The sequence below is a fragment of the Kamptonema sp. UHCC 0994 genome (genome assembly GCF_029167235.1).
Classification (GTDB): Bacteria; Cyanobacteriota; Cyanobacteriia; order Cyanobacteriales; family Microcoleaceae; genus Kamptonema.
Genome location: NZ_JARFTR010000018.1, coordinates 13135 through 31833, shown reverse-complemented (window position 1 = coordinate 31833; position 18699 = coordinate 13135). Strand labels below are relative to the sequence as shown.

Genomic DNA, 18699 nt, shown 5'->3' with positions numbered 1-18699 from the left:
CCTTATTTACGACGATAAAGTGTACCTAGTTTGAGGTTTTTATTTAGTAATTTGGCATTTTCTTAAAACTGTTTTATACTCCTTTAAAACCAACTTCTCTATCAATTTCCATAGCACTAATGTTCTGGGTTGTAACTGGAGTTTCAGTGCTTTGGCGAACAACTCCTATTTGGGTTAATATGATGCCCACCATGATAACAGTACCACCAATATATTGAGCTATGCTAGGCAATTCTCGTAAAATTAAGTAAGAGGCTAAGATTCCAGCAAGGGGGCCAAAAGAACTAGCTAATGAAACCTCTGAGGCGGTAGACTTTTTTAACCCAGTAAAAAAACACAATTGACCGCCCACAACGATGACAATTCCATAGAATAACATCCACTGCCATAACAAAGGCGAGAAAATATCGATAAAATGAATTGGGCCATATTGAAACATGACAATTGCAAAAAAGATAATCGTGCCTATAACTGTTCTAAAGACGGTAAATATTCCCAAGGGTATCTGACGGAGTTTGGCTTTGCTAATAATAGTAGAAATAGCTATAGATACAGCCCAGCCAGCGGTCATTAATTCACCTTTTCCTATATGAATAACTCCTCCCATTTTTACGATGTTGTCATCGGGAGTTTGAAGTAATATTGTTAAGAGAACGCCAATAAATGAAGCAATTGCACCGCCAACAACCCACCGATTTACTCGTTCCCGTAGCAATAATACGGATAAAATTAAAGTTAGAGGCGGCTCGATGCGCCCAATCAAAATGACATTGTTAACCATTGTCACAGCTAGAGCTGTAAAAATTAGAGTGGGGGCTAAAGCTCCTTCAAGGATAGCAACTACACTTAAACTTAGCCAATCTTTTCTAGAAAGCTGTTTTAATCCAGGCAAATTCCATTGTCGGTGATAGACGAAAATTAGAACGAGCAAAGCACAAATATTTCCTGCAAATAGGATATTGCAAAATGAAATTGGATTCCTGCCATTAATTAAGTTTTGAGCACCGATTTCTGTTAATTTACGAATGACTGACCCAGAAATAGCGAAAATAACAATAGCTGTCAAAAGGTAGGCTCTTGCAGGCATTGCGTTGATTAATTTTAAAGTGGTAGCCCATAAGTTTGAGATCATCTTGGTTTTATCTCCTTAGTTTTGACTGTGATTATAGTTCAAAATTAAATCCTTTTTGTTTTAATTTATGATATTTACGTTCGTCAAATTTATAAAGTCTTGCTGCGCGATGGGCAACTCCTATTTCGGTTTCATCTAGCGCTACTAAAAGCTCCATTTTTAGAATTTTTTTACGGAAATTTCGCTTGTCTAGTTTTTGTTCTAAAATTGTTTCATAAACCTTCTGGAGTTGGGTAAGGGTGAATTTTTTTGGTAAAAGTTCAAATCCGATGGGTTCGTAACGAACTTTGCCTTTTAGTCTAGCAAGAGCTGTCGCTAAAATTTGCTCGTGGTCGAAAGGAAGTGGCGGCTTTTTAGTAGCAGGAAACCAAGCGGCATCGGTGGCATCTGTTGCTGCATCAATGGGGTGCTCCGATAAATTGATTAAGGCGAAATAGGCGACAGTAACAACGCGATCGCGCGGATCTCTGTTAACATCACCGTAAGTATAAAGTTGCTCTAAAAATACATTTTTAATGCCCGTTTCCTCGCGCAATTCCCGCCGAGCTGCTGCTTCGAGGTTTTCCTCAATTCGCACAAAGCCCCCAGGTAACGCCCATTGTCCCTCAAAAGGTGGCACTTTCCGCTGGATTAGCATGATTTTTAGGAGGTCGTCTTCATCCAATCCAAAGACGACGCAATCGACGGTAAGTGCAGGTCTCGGAAATTCGTAGGTGTAAGTCATGGGAATTGAGAATTGGGAATTTTTCTAGCCACTCTTGACAATGTGTTTTAGCGACACTAAGCTAGAAGTGTATCAATAACACTAATATAGCGGATTCCAGCATTTGTTTACAGGGAAATCATAATGACAACACAAACTCAACTACAAATTCCTTCTCACTTCGACCCCAAAAAAGTTGGAGAAGTCTGGCGAGTGCCCTATCAAGATAGGGCAACAGATGCAAAAAAATGGGCAAAACAAAACAGTATTCAACCCGCAGCAAAAGACAAAACTCGCATTTGTCTAATGATAATTGATGCCCAAAATACCTTTTGTATTCCCAACTTTGAATTATTTGTCGCAGGTCGTTCCGGTACTGGTGCGGTCGATGACAACGTGCGACTGTGCGAATTTATTTATCGCAATTTAGGTGTAATTACAGCCATTGCACCTACAATGGATACCCACACCGCCATGCAAATTTTCCATCCGATATTTTGGATTAATGACGCAGGAGAACACCCAGTACCAGCCGCTACGATGGTGACACTAAACGATGTCCAAACAGGCCTCTGGAAAGTTAATCCTGCCATCAGTTATAGCCTCGCTGATGGGCACTATTTAGCCTTGCAAAAACACGCTCTGCACTACGTTCAAAAACTGAGTGACAACGGTAAATATCCCCTCACAATTTGGCCCTATCATTCCATGTTAGGGGGAATTGGACACGCCTTAGTTTCAGCAGTTGAAGAAGCGATATTTTTTCATAATCTAGCCCGAAACAGCCAAACTCTTTTTGAAATTAAAGGTAGCAATCCCCTCACAGAAAATTATTCAGTCCTGCGGCCAGAAGTTTTAGATAGTGCAGATGGTTATCCTATTGCTCAAAAGAATGTGCGTTTTATTCAGAATTTACTGGAATATGACGCGGTAATTATTGCCGGACAAGCAAAAAGTCATTGTGTCGCTTGGACAATTGAGGACTTGCTAACAGAAATTATGGCACAAGATTCTAAATTAGCTAAGAAAGTTTATTTGTTGGAAGATTGCACTTCGCCGGTTGTTGTTGCCGATATAATTGATTTTACAGAGCAAGCGGATGCTGCTTTTGCGAGGTTTGCGAATGCGGGGATGCAGATTGTTAAATCGAGTCAGCCAATTGATACCTGGCCGGGTATAGCAACCGCCAAGGCGGTTAGGGGCTAGGGCGTGTTTTCAAACTATAAATTTGATGTAGGGGCGAAGCATTCGGGCGATAAATTTCTGCTATAAACCAAGGTTTTGTGTCCGAATGCTTCGCCCCCCCAGGGTTTGAAAACACGCCCTAGGGGCTAGGGGCTAGGGGCTAGGGAAAGAAGGGGAAGAAGGGGAAGAAGGGAATAGAATCAGCGAGTTTCAGGAACTCAGAACGTCCTAACTGCCAAGAAGGTTGCTATATTTCACTTAGAAACTTTACGTAACGCCGCCATCTTGGCGGTAAAGAAACCGCCGGGACGGCGGCGTTACAGATATTTTGTCAGAGTTTACGCACCCAACCAAAGAAACCGGGTTTTTTACGAAAATACTTCGTTATGACCACAGATTCTCTAAAAAACCCGGTTTCTGGGACTCTATGCCTAAGTCCTATTCGTGTCCATTACCAATTACCAATTACCAATTACCAATTACCAATTACCAATTACCAATTACCAATTACCAATACCTATTTCTGCCCATAAACCGCTAAATCAAACCAAAAAGTAGTACCTACCCCAACCTCACTCACCAAATGCACTTTCGTATGATGCTTATCAATAATATTCCTCACAATCGAAAGCCCTAAACCAGTTCCTTCCAAAGTATGTACTCGATTTTCTACCCGGAAAAAACGGTCAAAAATTGCCTCTTGATCCTCTGCATCAATCCCAATTCCCGTATCAGAAATTTCAATCCGCACTAACTTAGAAGCCTGTACCGCGTGTGAAAGAGCATATTTCCCAGATGACGATTCTTCGCCCACAATTGCATATTTATCTTTTTCTAATTCAACATCTAACTGAGAAGCGCGAATCGCAATTTTCCCCCCAGAATTAGTAAATTTCAAAGCATTACCGACAAGATTAGCAAATACTTGTAATAGCAAATCATAATGACCCAAAACAGTAGGCAAATCAGGCTCAAGCTCTTGGATTAATTCAATCCCCTTATCCTTAGCATTAAGTTGATAAGTACGCAAGGTTTGCTCTACAGCTTGGGCAATATCAACACCGTCAAAATGGTAAATTCGGCAAGATTCCAACCGCGACAAATCTAATACATCGTTAACCAGGCGAGTGAGGCGGTCAGTCTCATGGTTTGCCGTTTCTAGAAATTCCCGGCGTTCAGCCTCGCTAAGGTCTTCTCCGTACTCGTGGAGAGTTTCGATGAAAGATTTAATATTAAACAAAGGCGTTCTCAATTCGTGAGAAACATTGCTAATAAATTGACTCTTAGCTTCATTTAGTTCTACTTCGCGAGTAATATCCTGTATTGTCATCGCAATCCCTTTCAAGTTTTCTCGATACTCTTCTGGAAGGTGGGATTTAGAACTTTCAAAGTATAAGGAACATTCAAAAGCATCGGGACGCGGGGCCTCGGTACAGGTATTTCTTTCTTCATGGAGACAACTTTTACAGAGTGGTTCTGAACCCGGTGCTTTGTGTAGAGTTACAGTAGTAACAAGAATTCTCACAGTGCGATTAATGGGTTCTGTAAGGGAGCAGCGAAATTCTCCCCCTTCGCGATCGCCACCAGCAATTTGATATAGTGGTCTGGCTACCTCTAGCTGCACTTCCGCAGGCAAGTAATTTAAAACATTTTCCCCAATCACATTCTTATATTCCCAGCCAAAGATTCGCCGCGCCGTTGGGTTAACTAAAATGATGTACAAATTAGCATCTAGCAACACTGCACCGTCAGCAATAGTAGAAACCAGGGTTTCTAGCTTAGCTTTTTCCGCTGTCAATTCTTCAATGTTTTGCTCTTCGTAACTTTCCAGCTTTTCAGCCATCTCATTAAAGCTACAAATCAATTCTCCTAATTCACCACCCAAAGGCAAATCAACCCGCTGTTTAAAATTACCCGAAGCAATGTTTTTAACACCAAAAACTAATTCTTTAATCGGTTGGGTAATAGTCAAAGCATTAAATACTGCCCCTAAAATTACCATCACCCAAATTGTTACAAATACTGCTAAGGTAACATCCCTAGTTAAATTTGAGGAAATGACGGCTGTAGGATTAGGATTAATGCCGATCGCTAAAACTCCTAAATATTTGCCCTCGTGGATTAAGGGAACAAATACGTCAGTCAGTTCACCTAGGGGAGTTAAGTGCTGCTTGACTAAGGGTTCAGGGGCGAAATTTACATCCTCGACATTGGCGGTAAAAGTATCTGGAAGTTGAATCCGGCGACGGAGAGTTAGGGACGTTTCTACCTCGGACTCCGAAAAGGGTAAGCCAAGGTAGATTTCGCCGGCATCATCGGCGTAGAGGATATAGCGAATGCTCGATGTGCTGCCGTAGAATTGCCGGGAAAAGCGGGCTACCTCTGTGCGATCGTTTTTGGCAATTAAAGGGGCGACATTGGCAGCTAGCAGCAGGCCGAGATCGCGGCCGTAGCGGGTGTCATTGAGGTGGGCATCTAGTTGAATGGTGTTGACTGCCCAGAATGTGAGGCCGCTCATAATCAAGGAGACTACCAGTGTGGCTCCCGCCATCAGCCGCGTCTGGAGGGTAAACTCCGACCACCAATGGGCTATTATTTCTCCGATGTTTTTGAGGAAGATTAGCATTTGGGTAATTAAAAATTAAAAATGTAAAATTAAAAAATTGGATTTTTAGATATTGCCAGAGGGCAAGCGCAAATCCAGCCTTTATTGTTACATTATTAAATTTTAATTATTAAATTTTAATTTTTCATCGCTCGGTGGCCAATGTCCCGGCGGCAGTAAGCCCCTTCAAACTGGATACAATCAACGGCTGCGTAAGCTTTTTTGATGGCAACCTCAAAGGTTTCGCCCACCGCAGTTACCCCTAAAACCCGCCCCCCGTCAGTAATTACCTGCTCTTTCAGCTTAGTCCCGGCGTGAAAAACAGTGGCTCCCAAGGCTTCGGCTTGCTGAATCCCGGTAATTACTTTGCCTTTCTCATAAACCCCTGGATAGCCGCCAGCGGCCAGTACCACACAAACGGCCGCCCCCGGTTTCCAACTCAGGGCGGGGAATTTCCCTAAACGCTGTTGACAACAAGCCAGCATGATGTCTTCGAGGGGCGTTTCCAGCAGGGACAGGATGGGTTGAGTTTCGGGATCGCCGAAGCGACAGTTAAACTCTAAGACTTTGGGTTCGCCCTCTGGGGAAATCATTAGACCTGCGTAAAGCACACCTCGGTAGTCTATACCACGTTTCTGTAATATTGTCAAGGTGGACTTTAGAATTTCTGTCTGAATCCGCTGCATTAGGGCGGGTGTGACGATGGGTGCAGGGGCGTAGGCTCCCATCCCCCCGGTATTTGGGCCTGTGTCGCCGTTGCCGATCGCTTTATGATCCTGTGCGGGCAACAGTGGTACAATTGTCAAGCCATCGGTCAGAGCTAGGATGGAGACTTCTTGGCCGCTTAAAAATTCTTCAACTACGGCGCGAATATTATCACTGCCAAATTCGCCCCCAAAGATAGCATCAATGGCACTCTCAGCCATTTCTACGGTGGTGGCAACTGTGACACCTTTACCCGCTGCGAGCCCGTCGGCTTTGACAACGATCGGCACTCCCTCGGCGGCGATGTAAGCTTTAGCAGAGTCAGCATCGGTAAATGTGCCTGATTTGGCGGTGGGGATACCGGCCTCTAGCATCAAATCCTTTGCCCAAGACTTGCTGGCTTCAATTTGAGCCCCTGCTTGGATGGGGCCGAAAACGGGGATATTTCGTTGTTGGAAGTAGTCAGCAATGCCCAAGGATAGGGGGACTTCGGGGCCGACGGCCACTAAGGAGATATCATGCTCTAATACGGCTCGTTCCATGCCCTCGAAGTCATCTACCTGAAGGGGGAGATTTTGGCAATTTTTCAGGGTGGCAGTTCCGCCATTGCCGGGGGCGCAGAATACTTGTTCTATTTTGCCTGATTGCAGCAGTTTTGTTGCGATCGCGTGTTCGCGGCCTCCGTTTCCTACTACTAAAACTTTCACTTTGTCATTACCTCTAGTTTGTTTCCTCAATGGCTGATTTTCAGCTACACTGTCTATCTGTCTTGTACAGTATTTTTTATTATGCCATGATTAATTAATGAATAGTTATTATAGTTCACACAATTACTTTTATCTATGAAAAGCAGTCAAATTACCACTAATCAATCTCAAAAAATCCATCGAGTAGGTGTCATCGGCGGCGGACAACTAGCATGGATGATGGCAGATGCAGCGACAAAATTAGGAGTTAAATTACTAATTCAAACACCGAATTTAAGCGATCCAGCGGCAACAGTAGCGGCGGATATTGTGTTAGCATCTATTGATGATGCAGCGGCGACTGCTAAGTTGGCAAATCGTTGTGATGCAATTACTTTTGAGAATGAGTTTATTGACTTAGAAGCTTTATCTCCCCTTGAACAGCAAGGTGTAATCTTTCGACCGAGTTTATCAGCTTTATCTCCTTTATTAGATAAATATCACCAACGTTGCTATCTGCGAGATTTGGGTTTACCAACTCCAGCTTTTATGGGTTGGGATGGCGGGTTGACAGCCGAAAAGGTGCAAGATTTAGCGGCTCAGTTTTCGCTGACAAAATTTCCTACAGTCCTCAAAGCTCGTCGTCACGGTTATGATGGTCAAGGGACTTTTATTATTAAAGATGAAGCGAGTTTAAAGTCAATTTTGGATAAGTTAGGAAATCAGCCATTATTACTTGAAGAATTTGTACCTTTTGAGCGAGAATTAGCGGTAATTGCGGCTCGTTCCGTGACAGGCGAAGTGGCAATTTATCCAATAGTTGAAACTCAACAGGAAAATCAAGTTTGTCGGCGGGTTATTGCTCCCGCTGATATTAGTGTAGAAGTAGCAGCACAAGTAGAAGCGATCGCGCACTCTCTCCTAAATAGTTTAGAAGCTGTCGGCATCTTTGGTATTGAATTATTTTTAACTAAGGATGACAAAGTATTAGTCAATGAAATTGCACCCCGCACTCACAATTCTGGACATTTCACCATTGACGTTTGCGAAACTTCCCAATTTGAACAACATTTACGAGCAGTTTGTCAACTCCCTTTAGGTGAAACTTCCCTTAATTGCGACGGTGCAATTATGGTAAACCTACTGGGGTATGAAAACGCGCAATCTGACTATTTAACCAAGCGAGAAAAACTGGCACAAATCAGGGGCGCTTATGTGCATTGGTATGGTAAGAGCGAATCGCGTCCCGGTCGTAAGTTGGGTCATGTTACAGTTGTACAGGATGCGAGATCGCATGGCGATAGGCGAGTGGAGGCAATGGCGATCGCTCAAACCATAGAATCCATCTGGTATGGAAGTTAAATTAATTAAAGCTTGCCAAAATCAGATAATTCTGTATAATAAAAATATAGGTTTGCTACGACGTTGGTGACTGCCGATAATGTTTTTTTGATCTATAACTCTAAACATTACGGGAGCCTATTTGTTTCGTCAGCAGTATACCGGGCTTGTACCCGGAAACTTTAAGACTTAGCTGAGGTGCCCACCTGGTTTACACCAGGTCAAAAGCTGAGGTAAGACGGCGTTGCGGTGAACCTTATTTAAATATTGATGATATAGGCGCTATGGAAGATAGCAAGCCTATTTTTTTATCGTTTAGCCTAACTCTGAGCAGGTTCTTCCAATTCGATTTCTAGTATATCATTCGTTGTTTGACTCACGATCGCTACATACAATCCTAAAAGCACGATCGCAAACCCCACCCAACTCGAAAAACCGAGCTTTTCTGAAAAAATAATCCAAGCCAACATCCCTGCAAAAACAGGTTCAAGTAGATGAACTAAAGCAACAACCACCGATGATAAAGTATCAAGACTAAAGGTTAATAATCCATGTCCTAAACCTTGACAAATACAGGCTAAAGCGAGAATCATCAGCCAAGTATTGAACGAGTGAGGAAAAGCCGGACTCTGAGTTAACAGTAGGACAGGTAAACTTACAAAGGCCCCAATACTACAGATCCACATTTGCATCGTCACCGCAGATAGCTGAGTACGAATTTGTTCCATAATCATCAGATATCCTGACAAAAACACCGCCGATAGAAGAGCTGCAAAATCTCCCTGCACCCGACTTGCATCAATTTGTATTTCCTGCCATCCAATCGCTCCTACTCCCACGATCGCAATCATCATACCCACCACAAATTTGCGCTCAAATGTCTTACCAAAAAACCACCAAGCTCCCAAGCTAGTAAAAATTGGCGCAAGATTATGGAGTAAAGTAGCAATCGCAATACTTGTCTGGGATTGTGCCCAAAAAACCGCAGCAAGAGCCGCCAACCATAGCACTCCTGCTATCGCTAACATCCCCAGAGTTTTAGCTGTGTATAACTCTGATTCCACTGTTTCTTTCGGAGAAAAATGCTGAAAGGCAGTAATACCACCATTGCACAAGCCAAATACAATCGCCGATATAAGTAAGCGATTGGAAGCAATGGCGTATGAGCTGAGTTCGTAGTGGCTAAACTTAACAAAAGTAGCCGCAAGAGAGATAGCAAATACGCCAATTAGCAAGGCAATAAAGGCGATTGTAGGTTTATTTGAGTCAGTTAACTGCACAATCAGAAAATCTCATCAAAAACGTCAGGATATTAATTCAGATGCAATCCCTGTAAGTAGAGATAACTTTTTCTCTACTTTTTGCAACATTCTAGAGATTAATATCCCTAGCATTACCGATCGAGTTGGCATGAATTTACATATTGTACACTAAAATTAAAGAATTTACTCAACTACTTTTTGCCGCTGATAAAGTTCCTTAAATTTTCGCTGCTGCTGATTGTGATCCACAATTGGCTCAGGATAGCCAATGCTGCGCCGCTCTATCGGTGTAATTTTCCCAGCTAGCAAAGAAGCTGTATCTATCCCACACAATTCTGGAACCCATTTCCGGATATATTCACTTTTTGGATCAAATTTTTGCGCTTGGGTAAATGGATTAAAAATTCGCAGGGGTTTCGGGTCCATACCACTAGATGCGCTCCACTGCCATCCTCCATTATTAGCAGAAAGATCGCCATCAATCAACTTCTGCATAAAGTATTTTTCGCCCCACTGCCAGTTAATAATTAAATCTTTGGTCAGGAAACTAGCAACTATCATCCGACAGCGGTTGTGCATCCAACCAGTTTGATTCAGTTGACGCATAGCAGCATCAATAATTGGATAGCCTGTTTTACCTTCACACCACGCTTGAAAAAATTCTTCATTGTTATCCCAAGGAAAATTTTTAAACGCCTCACGATAAGCACCATTAGCTAATTCCGGGAAGTTATACATGGCGTGTTGATAAAATTCTCGCCAAGCGATTTCCTGTTGCCAAGTCTGGATGTTTGTACGCGCTGCTTCATTATGGCATTGTTCTATGATGGTAATAGTAGCCTGCCAAACTGTGCGGATACCAATTGCTCCAAACTTAAGAGCAGCGCTGAGTTGAGATGTGCCGTCAATTGCCGGAAAATTGCGCTGTTTATCATAGTCGTAAATAGCGCGATCGCAAAAATCATCTAATTTTTCTTGCACTCCATCTTCCCCTGGTTCTATAATTAAAGGAGCATTCCAAACAAATCCTAATTCTTTTGCTGTTGGCAATCTAATCGTACCAGATAACTTAGCTATATCTTGTTCTTTCGCCGTTAATCCTGTTAATTGTTCCAGAGACATAATCGGCAGGGTGTCAACAGGTTCGGCTTTAGGTTTACTAACCCAATTTTTCCAAAATGGGGTATAAACTGTGTACTTTGTACCCATACCTGTGCGAATTTCATCTGGCGCGTGCAGTAATTGATCCCAGAAAGTTCTGACTTCAATTCCTGCTTGTTGAAGTGCCTCTAAAACAGCATCATCGCGCTTTCTTGCATAAGGCTCAACATCCAAATTCCAGAATACAGCCTTTGCCTGCAAAGCTATTGCTAATTTCGGTATTCCTTGGGTAGGTTCAGCTTGAAGTATCAATAATTGACTGCCAGCTTCAGCATAGCGACGTTGAAGTTGCTGCAAGCAGCCAATCATATAAGTAACTCTTGCCGGTGCAACATCATCGCGCTGTAAAATATTGGAATCTAGGCAAAAAACACCCACAATTTTATGAGTTGATTTCCGCGCTGCGGCTAATCCAATATTATCAGAAATGCGTAGATCGCGCCGATGCCAGAAGATAAATAAATTAGACATTTTTACTTAACTACCATACTCATTAATTGCCGATCTATCGGAAATTCAAAGCCAGCACCGTAAGCATCGCCAATAGCTAATTCGAGTAGCATATATTTAATGAATTTTGTAGGTATTTAATTCAAAAATGGACGAGCCAGAAAAAAGCTAGAAATTGATTTAGCATCCACTGGTTCACCTGCTAAAATCGCATCTTCTAATTCTTGAGGTGTAAACAAAACGACTTCCATATCCTCATCATCATCTTGTGCTGGCGGTTTTTCTAGTAGTTCTAAATCTTGTGCTAAAAAGGCATAAATAATTTCATCTGAATAACCGGGAGCGAGAAAAAACTGCCCTAATTTTTGCCATTTATGAGCGCGATAGCCTGTTTCTTCTTCTATTTCGCGCTTGATAGTTTCTGCGGGATCTTCATTGGGTTCGATAGTACCTGCGGGAAATTCCAAAATCCTTCCTTGAGTTGCAAATCGATATTGCCGCAATAAGACAAGTTTACCTTCAGGGGTGACGGGTACTGCTAATGCACCGCCGGGATGGCGAATACATTCCCATTCGCCTTCGGAACCATTGGGGAGGCGGAGGCGATTGACATCAAAGCTAAATTTACGACCTTGATAAAATAGCCGTTGTTTGATAATTTGTGGTAGTTCTTCAACAATTTTCATGGGAATTTTCAATGGTGATTGTTTAATTTTAACTCTCTGGCGATATTAAAGCCAAGGCCCGATCGATAATTTCTTCTCGGTTAACCATCGCTGCCAATTCTTCCGGCTCATATTGTCCTTCTCTTACTTCCAATGATGCAGCATCAATTGCCATTATGTAAGCAACTTCTAAAATAGAGCGCAATTCTTCTGGCATTAAATAATACCCCCCTGCTTTACGACGCTTATTTTTTTCCTGAATTTCGCGAACACTATTGCGAATAGAAATATCCCAAGAGCGCGTAGTACGATGTTCTGCCTGCTGTTTAATTAAGTGTAGCAGCAGAATCTTGGCATAGCTACGAATGTTATTAATTTTGTCGTCTCGGCTCATTTCTTCAAGTTCATCGACTATGACTAATGCCGCTGGAATATCGCCTTGCAAAAGTAAGTCTTTGAGCATTAGCAATTCTTCCATAACTAATACCTCAAGTATTGGGTAATATCTACGATATTAATTCTCGTACTTCTGAACAGTCTACACTATTTACCAGTTCTGCGATCGCCATTTCCTTGACCGGATGTACCCAATCGGAAGCAATTTCTGCCAAAGGTACTAATACAAACGCTCTTGCTATCATCCCAGGGTGAGGCAGCACCAGTGGCGGAGTTTCTAGGATTAGACGATCGTATAATAGTAAATCGAGATCGATAGTTCTCGGCCCCCATTTTTCTCGGCGTTGGCGACCAAACTTAGCTTCAATTTCCAGTAAAGTTTCTAGTAATTGTTGCGGTTCCAAGTTTGTTTCCAGTATAGCACAGGCATTGATATAATCAGGTTGTGGGGGGCCAACTGGTGCCGTTTGATACCAGTTTGAACAGGATTTAACAGTGATTCCTGGGGTGTTATTCAGGGTTTCGATCGCCCCTTGGAGGGTGGCGAGGGAATCTCCCAGATTGCTTCCAAGTGCGATTGCTGCTTTAATTAATTTCATAGTATTTAACTAACAAAAATGGACACAAATATCAAACAGAATATCGAATCTACTCCAACCTTCGGCGATCAAAACGATGAAACTCCGAGTATGGGAGGTGGCTTGCCTATCATTGAATTCTGGGCAGAACATACCCTATCCCCGTCAGGGCCAAAACTCTGGAAGACCTTATTACACAAAAGTGCTTGTCTGTCCTGTTCTTGGGGTACTGGAGGACAGAAAGGAGGCTTCACGAATGAGGTCGGTGAAAAGCTCCAGCGCTGCATGAAAAGTGTAGAGGCAATTGCCGCCGAAATCCAACCACCTATCTCCGCTAATGTTTTTTCTCAACATACCATTAATGAACTTCAACAACTAACATCACTGGAAGCAGATCGCTTAGGGAGACTAAGTTTTCCAATGATTTTGCGGGCAGGAAAAACTCATTATGAGCGAATTTCTTGGGAAGAAATTTATCAAATTGCCTTGTCTGCTTTTAGCAAATCTCCTGAACGAGTTGCCTCTTACAGTTCCGGCCGTTCCTCGAATGAAGCGGCATTTTTGCTACAATTGATGATGCGATCGCTCGGTTCTAATAATTTAGCAGACTGCTCCGATCTGTGCCACGCCGCTTCTACAACTGCCCTCAAACAAATGTTTGGAACGCGCACCTCAGTGGTAGACCTAGAAAACCTGAAGCAAGCAGACTGCGTAGTGCTGGCTGGTTCCAATTGTGCTTATAATCATCCCCGTTTGATGAACGAACTGATCAAACTGCGCGATCGCGGTGGTCAGGTAATTGTGATTAATCCCATCGAAGAAATTGGATTAGTTAAATTCGGTTCACCTGCCTTTCCCATTAAGTCTTTGCTAACTGGCTCTGATATTTCTTCTCTCTATTTGCAACCCATTCCTGGTAGTGACACAGCCCTATTTGTTGGCATACAAAAATCTCTAATTGAGAAGGGAATGGTGAAAATAGAATACCTGCAAGCATATACAGAAGGTTGGGAATTTGTAGTTGAGCAAGCACGAACAACTGATTGGGAAACTATTACCAAAATTTGTGGTATTTCCCAACCAGAAATTGAAGCCGCTGCCACTATTATTGGCAAATCCAAAAGAGTTGTATTTGGTTGGGCAATGGGAATTACTCAACACAATAACGGTGTTGACAATGTTTATAGCATTGCTAATACAGCTTTAATCACTGGTAATGTCGGTTTTGAAGGTACGGGAGTGATGCCAATTCGCGGCCATTCTAACGTCCAAGGTTTTGGCTCAATGGGTGTCACAGTTAATCTAAAAACAGAGATTCAAGCAACACTAGAAAAGCTATTAGGACGTTCACTAAGTCGTGTTAAAGGTTATGACACTCGCGCTCTAATTACAGCAGCAGATGATGAAAAAGTAGATGCGCTAATCTGTCTTGGTGGTAACTTATATGCTGCTAATCCTGACTCTACTCAGGCTAAACGTGCCTTGGGAAAAATTGAAACAATTATCTATCTTGCCACCAAGCCAAATTTAGGGCATTTTCACGGTTTAGCAAAACAGAACACTATCATTATTCCCGTGCTGAATCGATTTGAAAATCCCCATAAAACAACTGTAGAATCAGGCAATAACTTTGTACGATTAAATGATGAAGGCGAAACGCATATCAAGAATGCTGAACTGATTTCTGAAATAGAGTTTCTGACAGAATTAGCGCACCGCATTCATGGTGAATATCCCGTTAAATGGCGCAAACTTCAAGATACTAAATACGTGCGGCAATTAATTGCTAAAACTATCCCTGGATTCGAGAAGATGGCAAATATTGATGAAACAAAAGAGGAGTTTACGATTTCAGGACGTATTTTTACAGAACCAAAATTTCCAACTCCTTCTACTAAAGCTGCAATGTTTATCACACCTTTACCCAAACTAATACTGCCAGATCAAAAAGATTTTGGGATACCTGAATCAATTAAAGGCGTGATTGTTTCACTAATAACTGGTCGCAGCTATTCCCAACACAATACAGTCGTTTACAAGATTGGCGACCAATATCGAGGGATGCCTCACCGCAATTGTATTTTGATGAATCGAGGGGATGCAGAAAGCGTAGGTTTGAAAGAACATCAGCGGGTTACAGTACAAGGAGATGCAGGCAAATTAGAAAATGTTGAAGTTATTTATGGTGCTGTTCGTCAGGGTGCAGCTTTAATGTTTTATCCTGAAGTAAATGCAATCTTTAAGGCACAAATTGATGAGCGTTCTGGGACTCCAGGATTTAAGCGAGTACCAGTTTTTGTCTATTGACTAATTCCCTTGATGAACTCATTTCTTGCCTCAATTATTGAAGGCATTAATACACAGCGTACTAACAACTCTAAATCTAACTCCGGTAAAAATTCACTTCTACTAATTTGCTGATAATCATCACCTTGCAGTCGATAGACAGACAACTTATTATTTTCCCAAATCCAGACTTCAGCTATTTTCAATCGCTGGTATTTTGCCAACTTGGTCAAGTTACCGCTGGTAATTACTACTTCAACTGCTAAATCGGGATGTTCTTTCTTTTCTCCTATATAATAAGACTCATCAGGCTCAAAGGATACATCTTTTGTTCTATCTCTGCAAGTCGCACTTCCTACGGGGATAAAGTAAATACCTTTTTCAAAAAAATAGGCCTCCAGCAAGATAGCAATTGCTTTCTTGAAAATCTCATGTTTTTCACTCAGCGTCATAAATTCTACACACCCATCTAAATAAGTTATTCGCAATCCTGGCGCATCTGCCATTAATACTTCTAATGCTTCAAATTGTTCCCAAGTATAATCACCTGGTAAAGTAAATCTTTGTTCTGCAACTGTTGTTATTAAATCTAAAACTTGTGCTGTCATGGGTATAATTCTCCAATTTTTTAGAGGATTTTTATTATTAACTAATTCCCTTGATAAACTCATTTCTTGCCTCAAAAATTGAAGGCATTAACACACAACGCACCAACAAATCTAAATCCAGATTTGGCAAAAATTCACTTCTACTAATTTGCTGATAATCATCACCTTGCAGTCGATAGATAGACAACTGATTATTTTCCCAAATCCAGACTTCAGCTATTTTCAATCTTTGGTATTTTGCCAACTTGATCGAGTTACCGCTGGTAATCGCCACTTCTACAGCTAAATCGGGATGTTCTTTCTTTTCTCCTATATAATAAGACTCATCGGGCTCAAAGGAAACATCTTTTGTTTTATCTCTGCGAGTTGCACTTCCTACGGGGATAACTCTAATGTTAATTTCACAAAAATAGAGTTCGATTAAAAATCCTAAAATGGTTTTTATCATCTCATGTTGTTCACTTAAGGTCATAAATTCCACACACCCATCGAAATAAGTGATTCGCAATCCCGGCGTATCCGCCATTAAAATTTCGATCGCCTCAAATTGTTCCCAAGTATAATAACTGGGGAGAACCAATCGTTGTTCTGCAAGCGTACCTATTTCTTCTAAAATTTGTGCTGTCATAGTTATAGCCTATTTTAATCTAGCTAGCCCCACCTAGTAAAAACTAGGCAGGGTATTTACTCACATTATAACTTAATCAGCTAACTCAATAGCGCGTTTTTTCAACGCTTCAGCAGTCAACCCATTAAAGGCCATCAATTGACCAGCAGTTGCGGTAGTTTCTCCCCGTTTCCAGGCGAAAGTATCACGCTTGCTATTACTCCGTAACATAATCGGTTCTAACATCCCAGATGCACCACCAATTACGCCAATTAACGCATTACCGCCAAACATTTTCTCAAATTCAACATCGTTCAAAAAGCCGCCATCGGGTTCAGAACAAGTATCCCAAGCAACATCACTAGAACGGTACAAACGGCGAGGATTGATAATAGAAACAATCCGAGAACCGATACCTTCTTTTTCTAAAGCTGCTGCTGCTTCAAATACAGGGATTAGTGTCATATCGCCAATTACGGCAAATACAACTGTCTTATTCCCGGTGATTTCTTGCAAGATAACGGCACCTTTTTCTAAACCTTGTTTTGTCTGTTCAAAGGTAGTACGAATTGGCAATGGTGACTTACTAGAAGTAATCACAATTCCCTTATTCTTAGCTGTTAAAGCCCAATCATAACAGACTTGAATACTGTTAGCATCAGGGGGAAATAAAGGAAATACATTGCCATTTCGCATCATGGCTGCAAAGTAAGCTTCAATCTCTGGCCGTTGGTGCGTCCAACCATTACGACCTTGTTCTAATGCACCAGCAGTAAATAAGGTAATAGTTGCTGGAGTTGGTCGCCGTAATTCTGCCATTGCTTGCGTTACAGTTTGCCAAATTGGAAGACCATTAATAGCAAAAGATTCATAGGAACACCACAAACTACGCGCCCCCATTAGTGATAAGCCAACGGCTAAACCTGCACAAGCATCTTCACTCAATGGTTCGTAAACTTGACCCTTGGGCGATTGATTGTATAAGTCATCTGTGGTAGGATGAATAATCTTCAAGGCTTGGTTAATATTGGCAATTCCTGATGCTTCATTGCCATCAGCATTAGTGACAATAAAAGTGCGATCGCGTTCTCCTACTTTACCAACTAAACGCCCCATTGCGGTTGTGGAAACTTTAGCTTCACCGCCAACGGCATATTCTTCTAAAGGTAATTCTCCCAAATCTGCCAAAGGTAATTGAAATTCAGTAACGGCAGTTTTAGCAGCAGGGCCACCGCCAGCACGTTCGCAATTTGTCCGTACTAATTCCCAGGCTTCGACAGGTAAAGCACGACCTTTCAAAGCATCGATAATATGCTGACTTTCTAGGGTATCTTTGGGATAAAGATTGTGGGATTTTGCTCCCCGTGCGTGAACGCCTGCGCCTTTTAGTTGTTTGATGATAAACACAGTTAATTTACCACCCAAGGCAGATTTTGCCGCTTTATCAACAGCAACTAAAACAGCTTGGGTAAAGGCCAAGCGTTGTTTCATTGAAAAAGCAGTGCTGTCAATGTAATCTCCAGGTTGATTCTTGTCGTCAAACTCTTTCGCATCAACTAAGATGACTTCTTCAAAACCATTGCCTTGCCAATAAGCAATCATTTCGGCATTGGTTTTAGTCGAAACCATGCTATGATGTTCCTGAGAAAAACCGTTCCAAACTAACACGGGTAAAAAGTTGGTAACGCTAGGATAAGCAGTGTGAAAATGTGCCATACTGCTCATGGGATAAGGTTCCCCCATGCCGCCATCTCCCATCGTGAAAGGAAACAGTTTGTCGCGGTGCAAAAGTGCGGCGGCCATTGCAAAATGTTGCCCTTGACCGAGGGGGCCAGCAGGTGCTAAAATGCCAGGAATATAACCGGAAAGGTGGCCTAAAAGTCCGTGTTGTTCGCGGAACCGATCGCGCAATTGTTGCACAGTTTCAATGCCCATATCCTCCAAAGAGCGATCGAGAAACATGGCACTATAAAATCCTGGCGCATGATGCCCTACTTCTGTTAGAATGTTCTTGTAGCCCAGCATAACTAAAGCTGCATAGGCCTCCACTTGGCTCGCAAAACCCCCCGGATGTCCAGAAGCTTTACTTCCCGTAACTTGCAGAGTCAAGTAGCGCAAAGCATCCGCTGCAAGTAAAGTTTGAAACACGGCAGCGGGCTCTGTACAATCCGCGATCGCACCAGAACCCTCCGCGATCGCAGGCTTTCCATAAGTCTCAAAACCCGGCACAGCGTCGCCAAAATATTGGATACCTTCGCAAAAAGCGGGAGTTGCTGACGTTGCCTTCGGAGTAGTTGCAGTCATTCCTTAATACCTTAAAATTTGGGAT

The 18699-nt window shown here is 42.2% G+C and carries 15 protein-coding genes and 1 other RNA gene; 4 read left to right on the top strand and 12 right to left on the bottom strand.

Annotated features, from left to right (window positions below):
- Positions 1-73: 73 nt before the first annotated feature.
- Both PY364_RS01905 and PY364_RS01900 read right to left on the bottom strand, forming a co-directional pair.
- Positions 74-1132 carry a DMT family transporter gene (locus tag PY364_RS01905; protein ID WP_275519984.1) on the bottom strand — a complete coding sequence of 353 codons (1059 nt, stop codon included), beginning with the start codon at positions 1130-1132 and terminating at the stop codon, positions 74-76.
- Between the two features lie 31 nt (positions 1133-1163).
- Entirely contained in the window at positions 1164-1856 is a 693-nt protein-coding gene (locus PY364_RS01900; RefSeq protein ID WP_275519982.1) for an NUDIX domain-containing protein, read from the bottom strand.
- A 123-nt stretch (positions 1857-1979) separates the two neighbouring features.
- Here PY364_RS01900 and PY364_RS01895 point away from each other — a divergent pair, with 123 nt between their 5' ends.
- The gene (locus PY364_RS01895) at positions 1980-3041 is read left to right on the top strand and encodes an isochorismatase (RefSeq protein ID WP_275519980.1); all 1062 of its coding nucleotides are present in this window, start codon (positions 1980-1982) and stop codon (positions 3039-3041) included.
- A gap of 496 nt (positions 3042-3537) precedes the next feature.
- Here the strand turns inward: PY364_RS01895 and PY364_RS01890 are convergent, their stop codons facing one another.
- On the bottom strand, positions 3538-5646 hold the full coding sequence (locus PY364_RS01890) for an ATP-binding protein (protein ID WP_275519978.1): 2109 nt from the start codon (positions 5644-5646) through the stop codon (positions 3538-3540).
- Between the two features lie 116 nt (positions 5647-5762).
- On the bottom strand, positions 5763-7037 hold the full coding sequence (gene purD / locus PY364_RS01885; RefSeq protein ID WP_275519976.1) for a phosphoribosylamine--glycine ligase: 1275 nt from the start codon (positions 7035-7037) through the stop codon (positions 5763-5765).
- A gap of 135 nt (positions 7038-7172) precedes the next feature.
- Between purD and PY364_RS01880 the strand changes: the two genes are divergently transcribed.
- Positions 7173-8378 carry a 5-(carboxyamino)imidazole ribonucleotide synthase gene (locus PY364_RS01880; protein WP_275519974.1) on the top strand — a complete coding sequence of 402 codons (1206 nt, stop codon included), beginning with the start codon at positions 7173-7175 and terminating at the stop codon, positions 8376-8378.
- 49 nt (positions 8379-8427) lie between these two features.
- Positions 8428-8614: non-coding RNA, 6S RNA (gene ssrS, locus PY364_RS01875), on the top strand.
- Positions 8615-8677: 63 nt separating this feature from the next.
- Here the strand turns inward: ssrS and PY364_RS01870 are convergent.
- The 5 genes from PY364_RS01870 to folK form a co-directional block, all read right to left on the bottom strand.
- Positions 8678-9637 carry a DMT family transporter gene (locus tag PY364_RS01870; RefSeq protein ID WP_275519972.1) on the bottom strand — a complete coding sequence of 320 codons (960 nt, stop codon included), beginning with the start codon at positions 9635-9637 and terminating at the stop codon, positions 8678-8680.
- A 165-nt stretch (positions 9638-9802) separates the two neighbouring features.
- Positions 9803-11251, bottom strand: coding sequence for an FAD-binding domain-containing protein (locus PY364_RS01865; RefSeq protein WP_275519970.1), 1449 nt, complete (start codon positions 11249-11251; stop codon positions 9803-9805).
- 116 nt (positions 11252-11367) lie between these two features.
- The gene (locus PY364_RS01860) at positions 11368-11916 is read right to left on the bottom strand and encodes an NUDIX hydrolase (protein ID WP_275519968.1); all 549 of its coding nucleotides are present in this window, start codon (positions 11914-11916) and stop codon (positions 11368-11370) included.
- 28 nt (positions 11917-11944) lie between these two features.
- Positions 11945-12373 (bottom strand): DUF29 family protein, encoded by a 429-nt coding sequence (locus tag PY364_RS01855; RefSeq protein ID WP_275519966.1) that lies wholly within the window; start codon positions 12371-12373, stop codon positions 11945-11947.
- A gap of 28 nt (positions 12374-12401) precedes the next feature.
- On the bottom strand, positions 12402-12890 hold the full coding sequence (gene folK, locus PY364_RS01850) for a 2-amino-4-hydroxy-6-hydroxymethyldihydropteridine diphosphokinase (RefSeq protein WP_275519964.1): 489 nt from the start codon (positions 12888-12890) through the stop codon (positions 12402-12404).
- Between the two features lie 18 nt (positions 12891-12908).
- Here folK and PY364_RS01845 point away from each other — a divergent pair, with 18 nt between their 5' ends.
- Entirely contained in the window at positions 12909-15176 is a 2268-nt protein-coding gene (locus tag PY364_RS01845; protein WP_275519962.1) for an FdhF/YdeP family oxidoreductase, read from the top strand.
- Here the strand turns inward: PY364_RS01845 and PY364_RS01840 are convergent.
- The 3 genes from PY364_RS01840 to PY364_RS01830 form a co-directional block, all read right to left on the bottom strand.
- Positions 15170-15763 (bottom strand): Uma2 family endonuclease, encoded by a 594-nt coding sequence (locus PY364_RS01840; RefSeq protein WP_275519960.1) that lies wholly within the window; start codon positions 15761-15763, stop codon positions 15170-15172. The genes PY364_RS01845 and PY364_RS01840 overlap by 7 nt on opposite strands.
- A 37-nt stretch (positions 15764-15800) precedes the next feature.
- The gene (locus tag PY364_RS01835; RefSeq protein ID WP_275519958.1) at positions 15801-16391 is read right to left on the bottom strand and encodes a Uma2 family endonuclease; all 591 of its coding nucleotides are present in this window, start codon (positions 16389-16391) and stop codon (positions 15801-15803) included.
- A gap of 72 nt (positions 16392-16463) precedes the next feature.
- The gene (locus PY364_RS01830; protein ID WP_275519956.1) at positions 16464-18674 is read right to left on the bottom strand and encodes a phosphoketolase; all 2211 of its coding nucleotides are present in this window, start codon (positions 18672-18674) and stop codon (positions 16464-16466) included.
- Between the last annotated feature and the right edge of the window lie 25 nt (positions 18675-18699).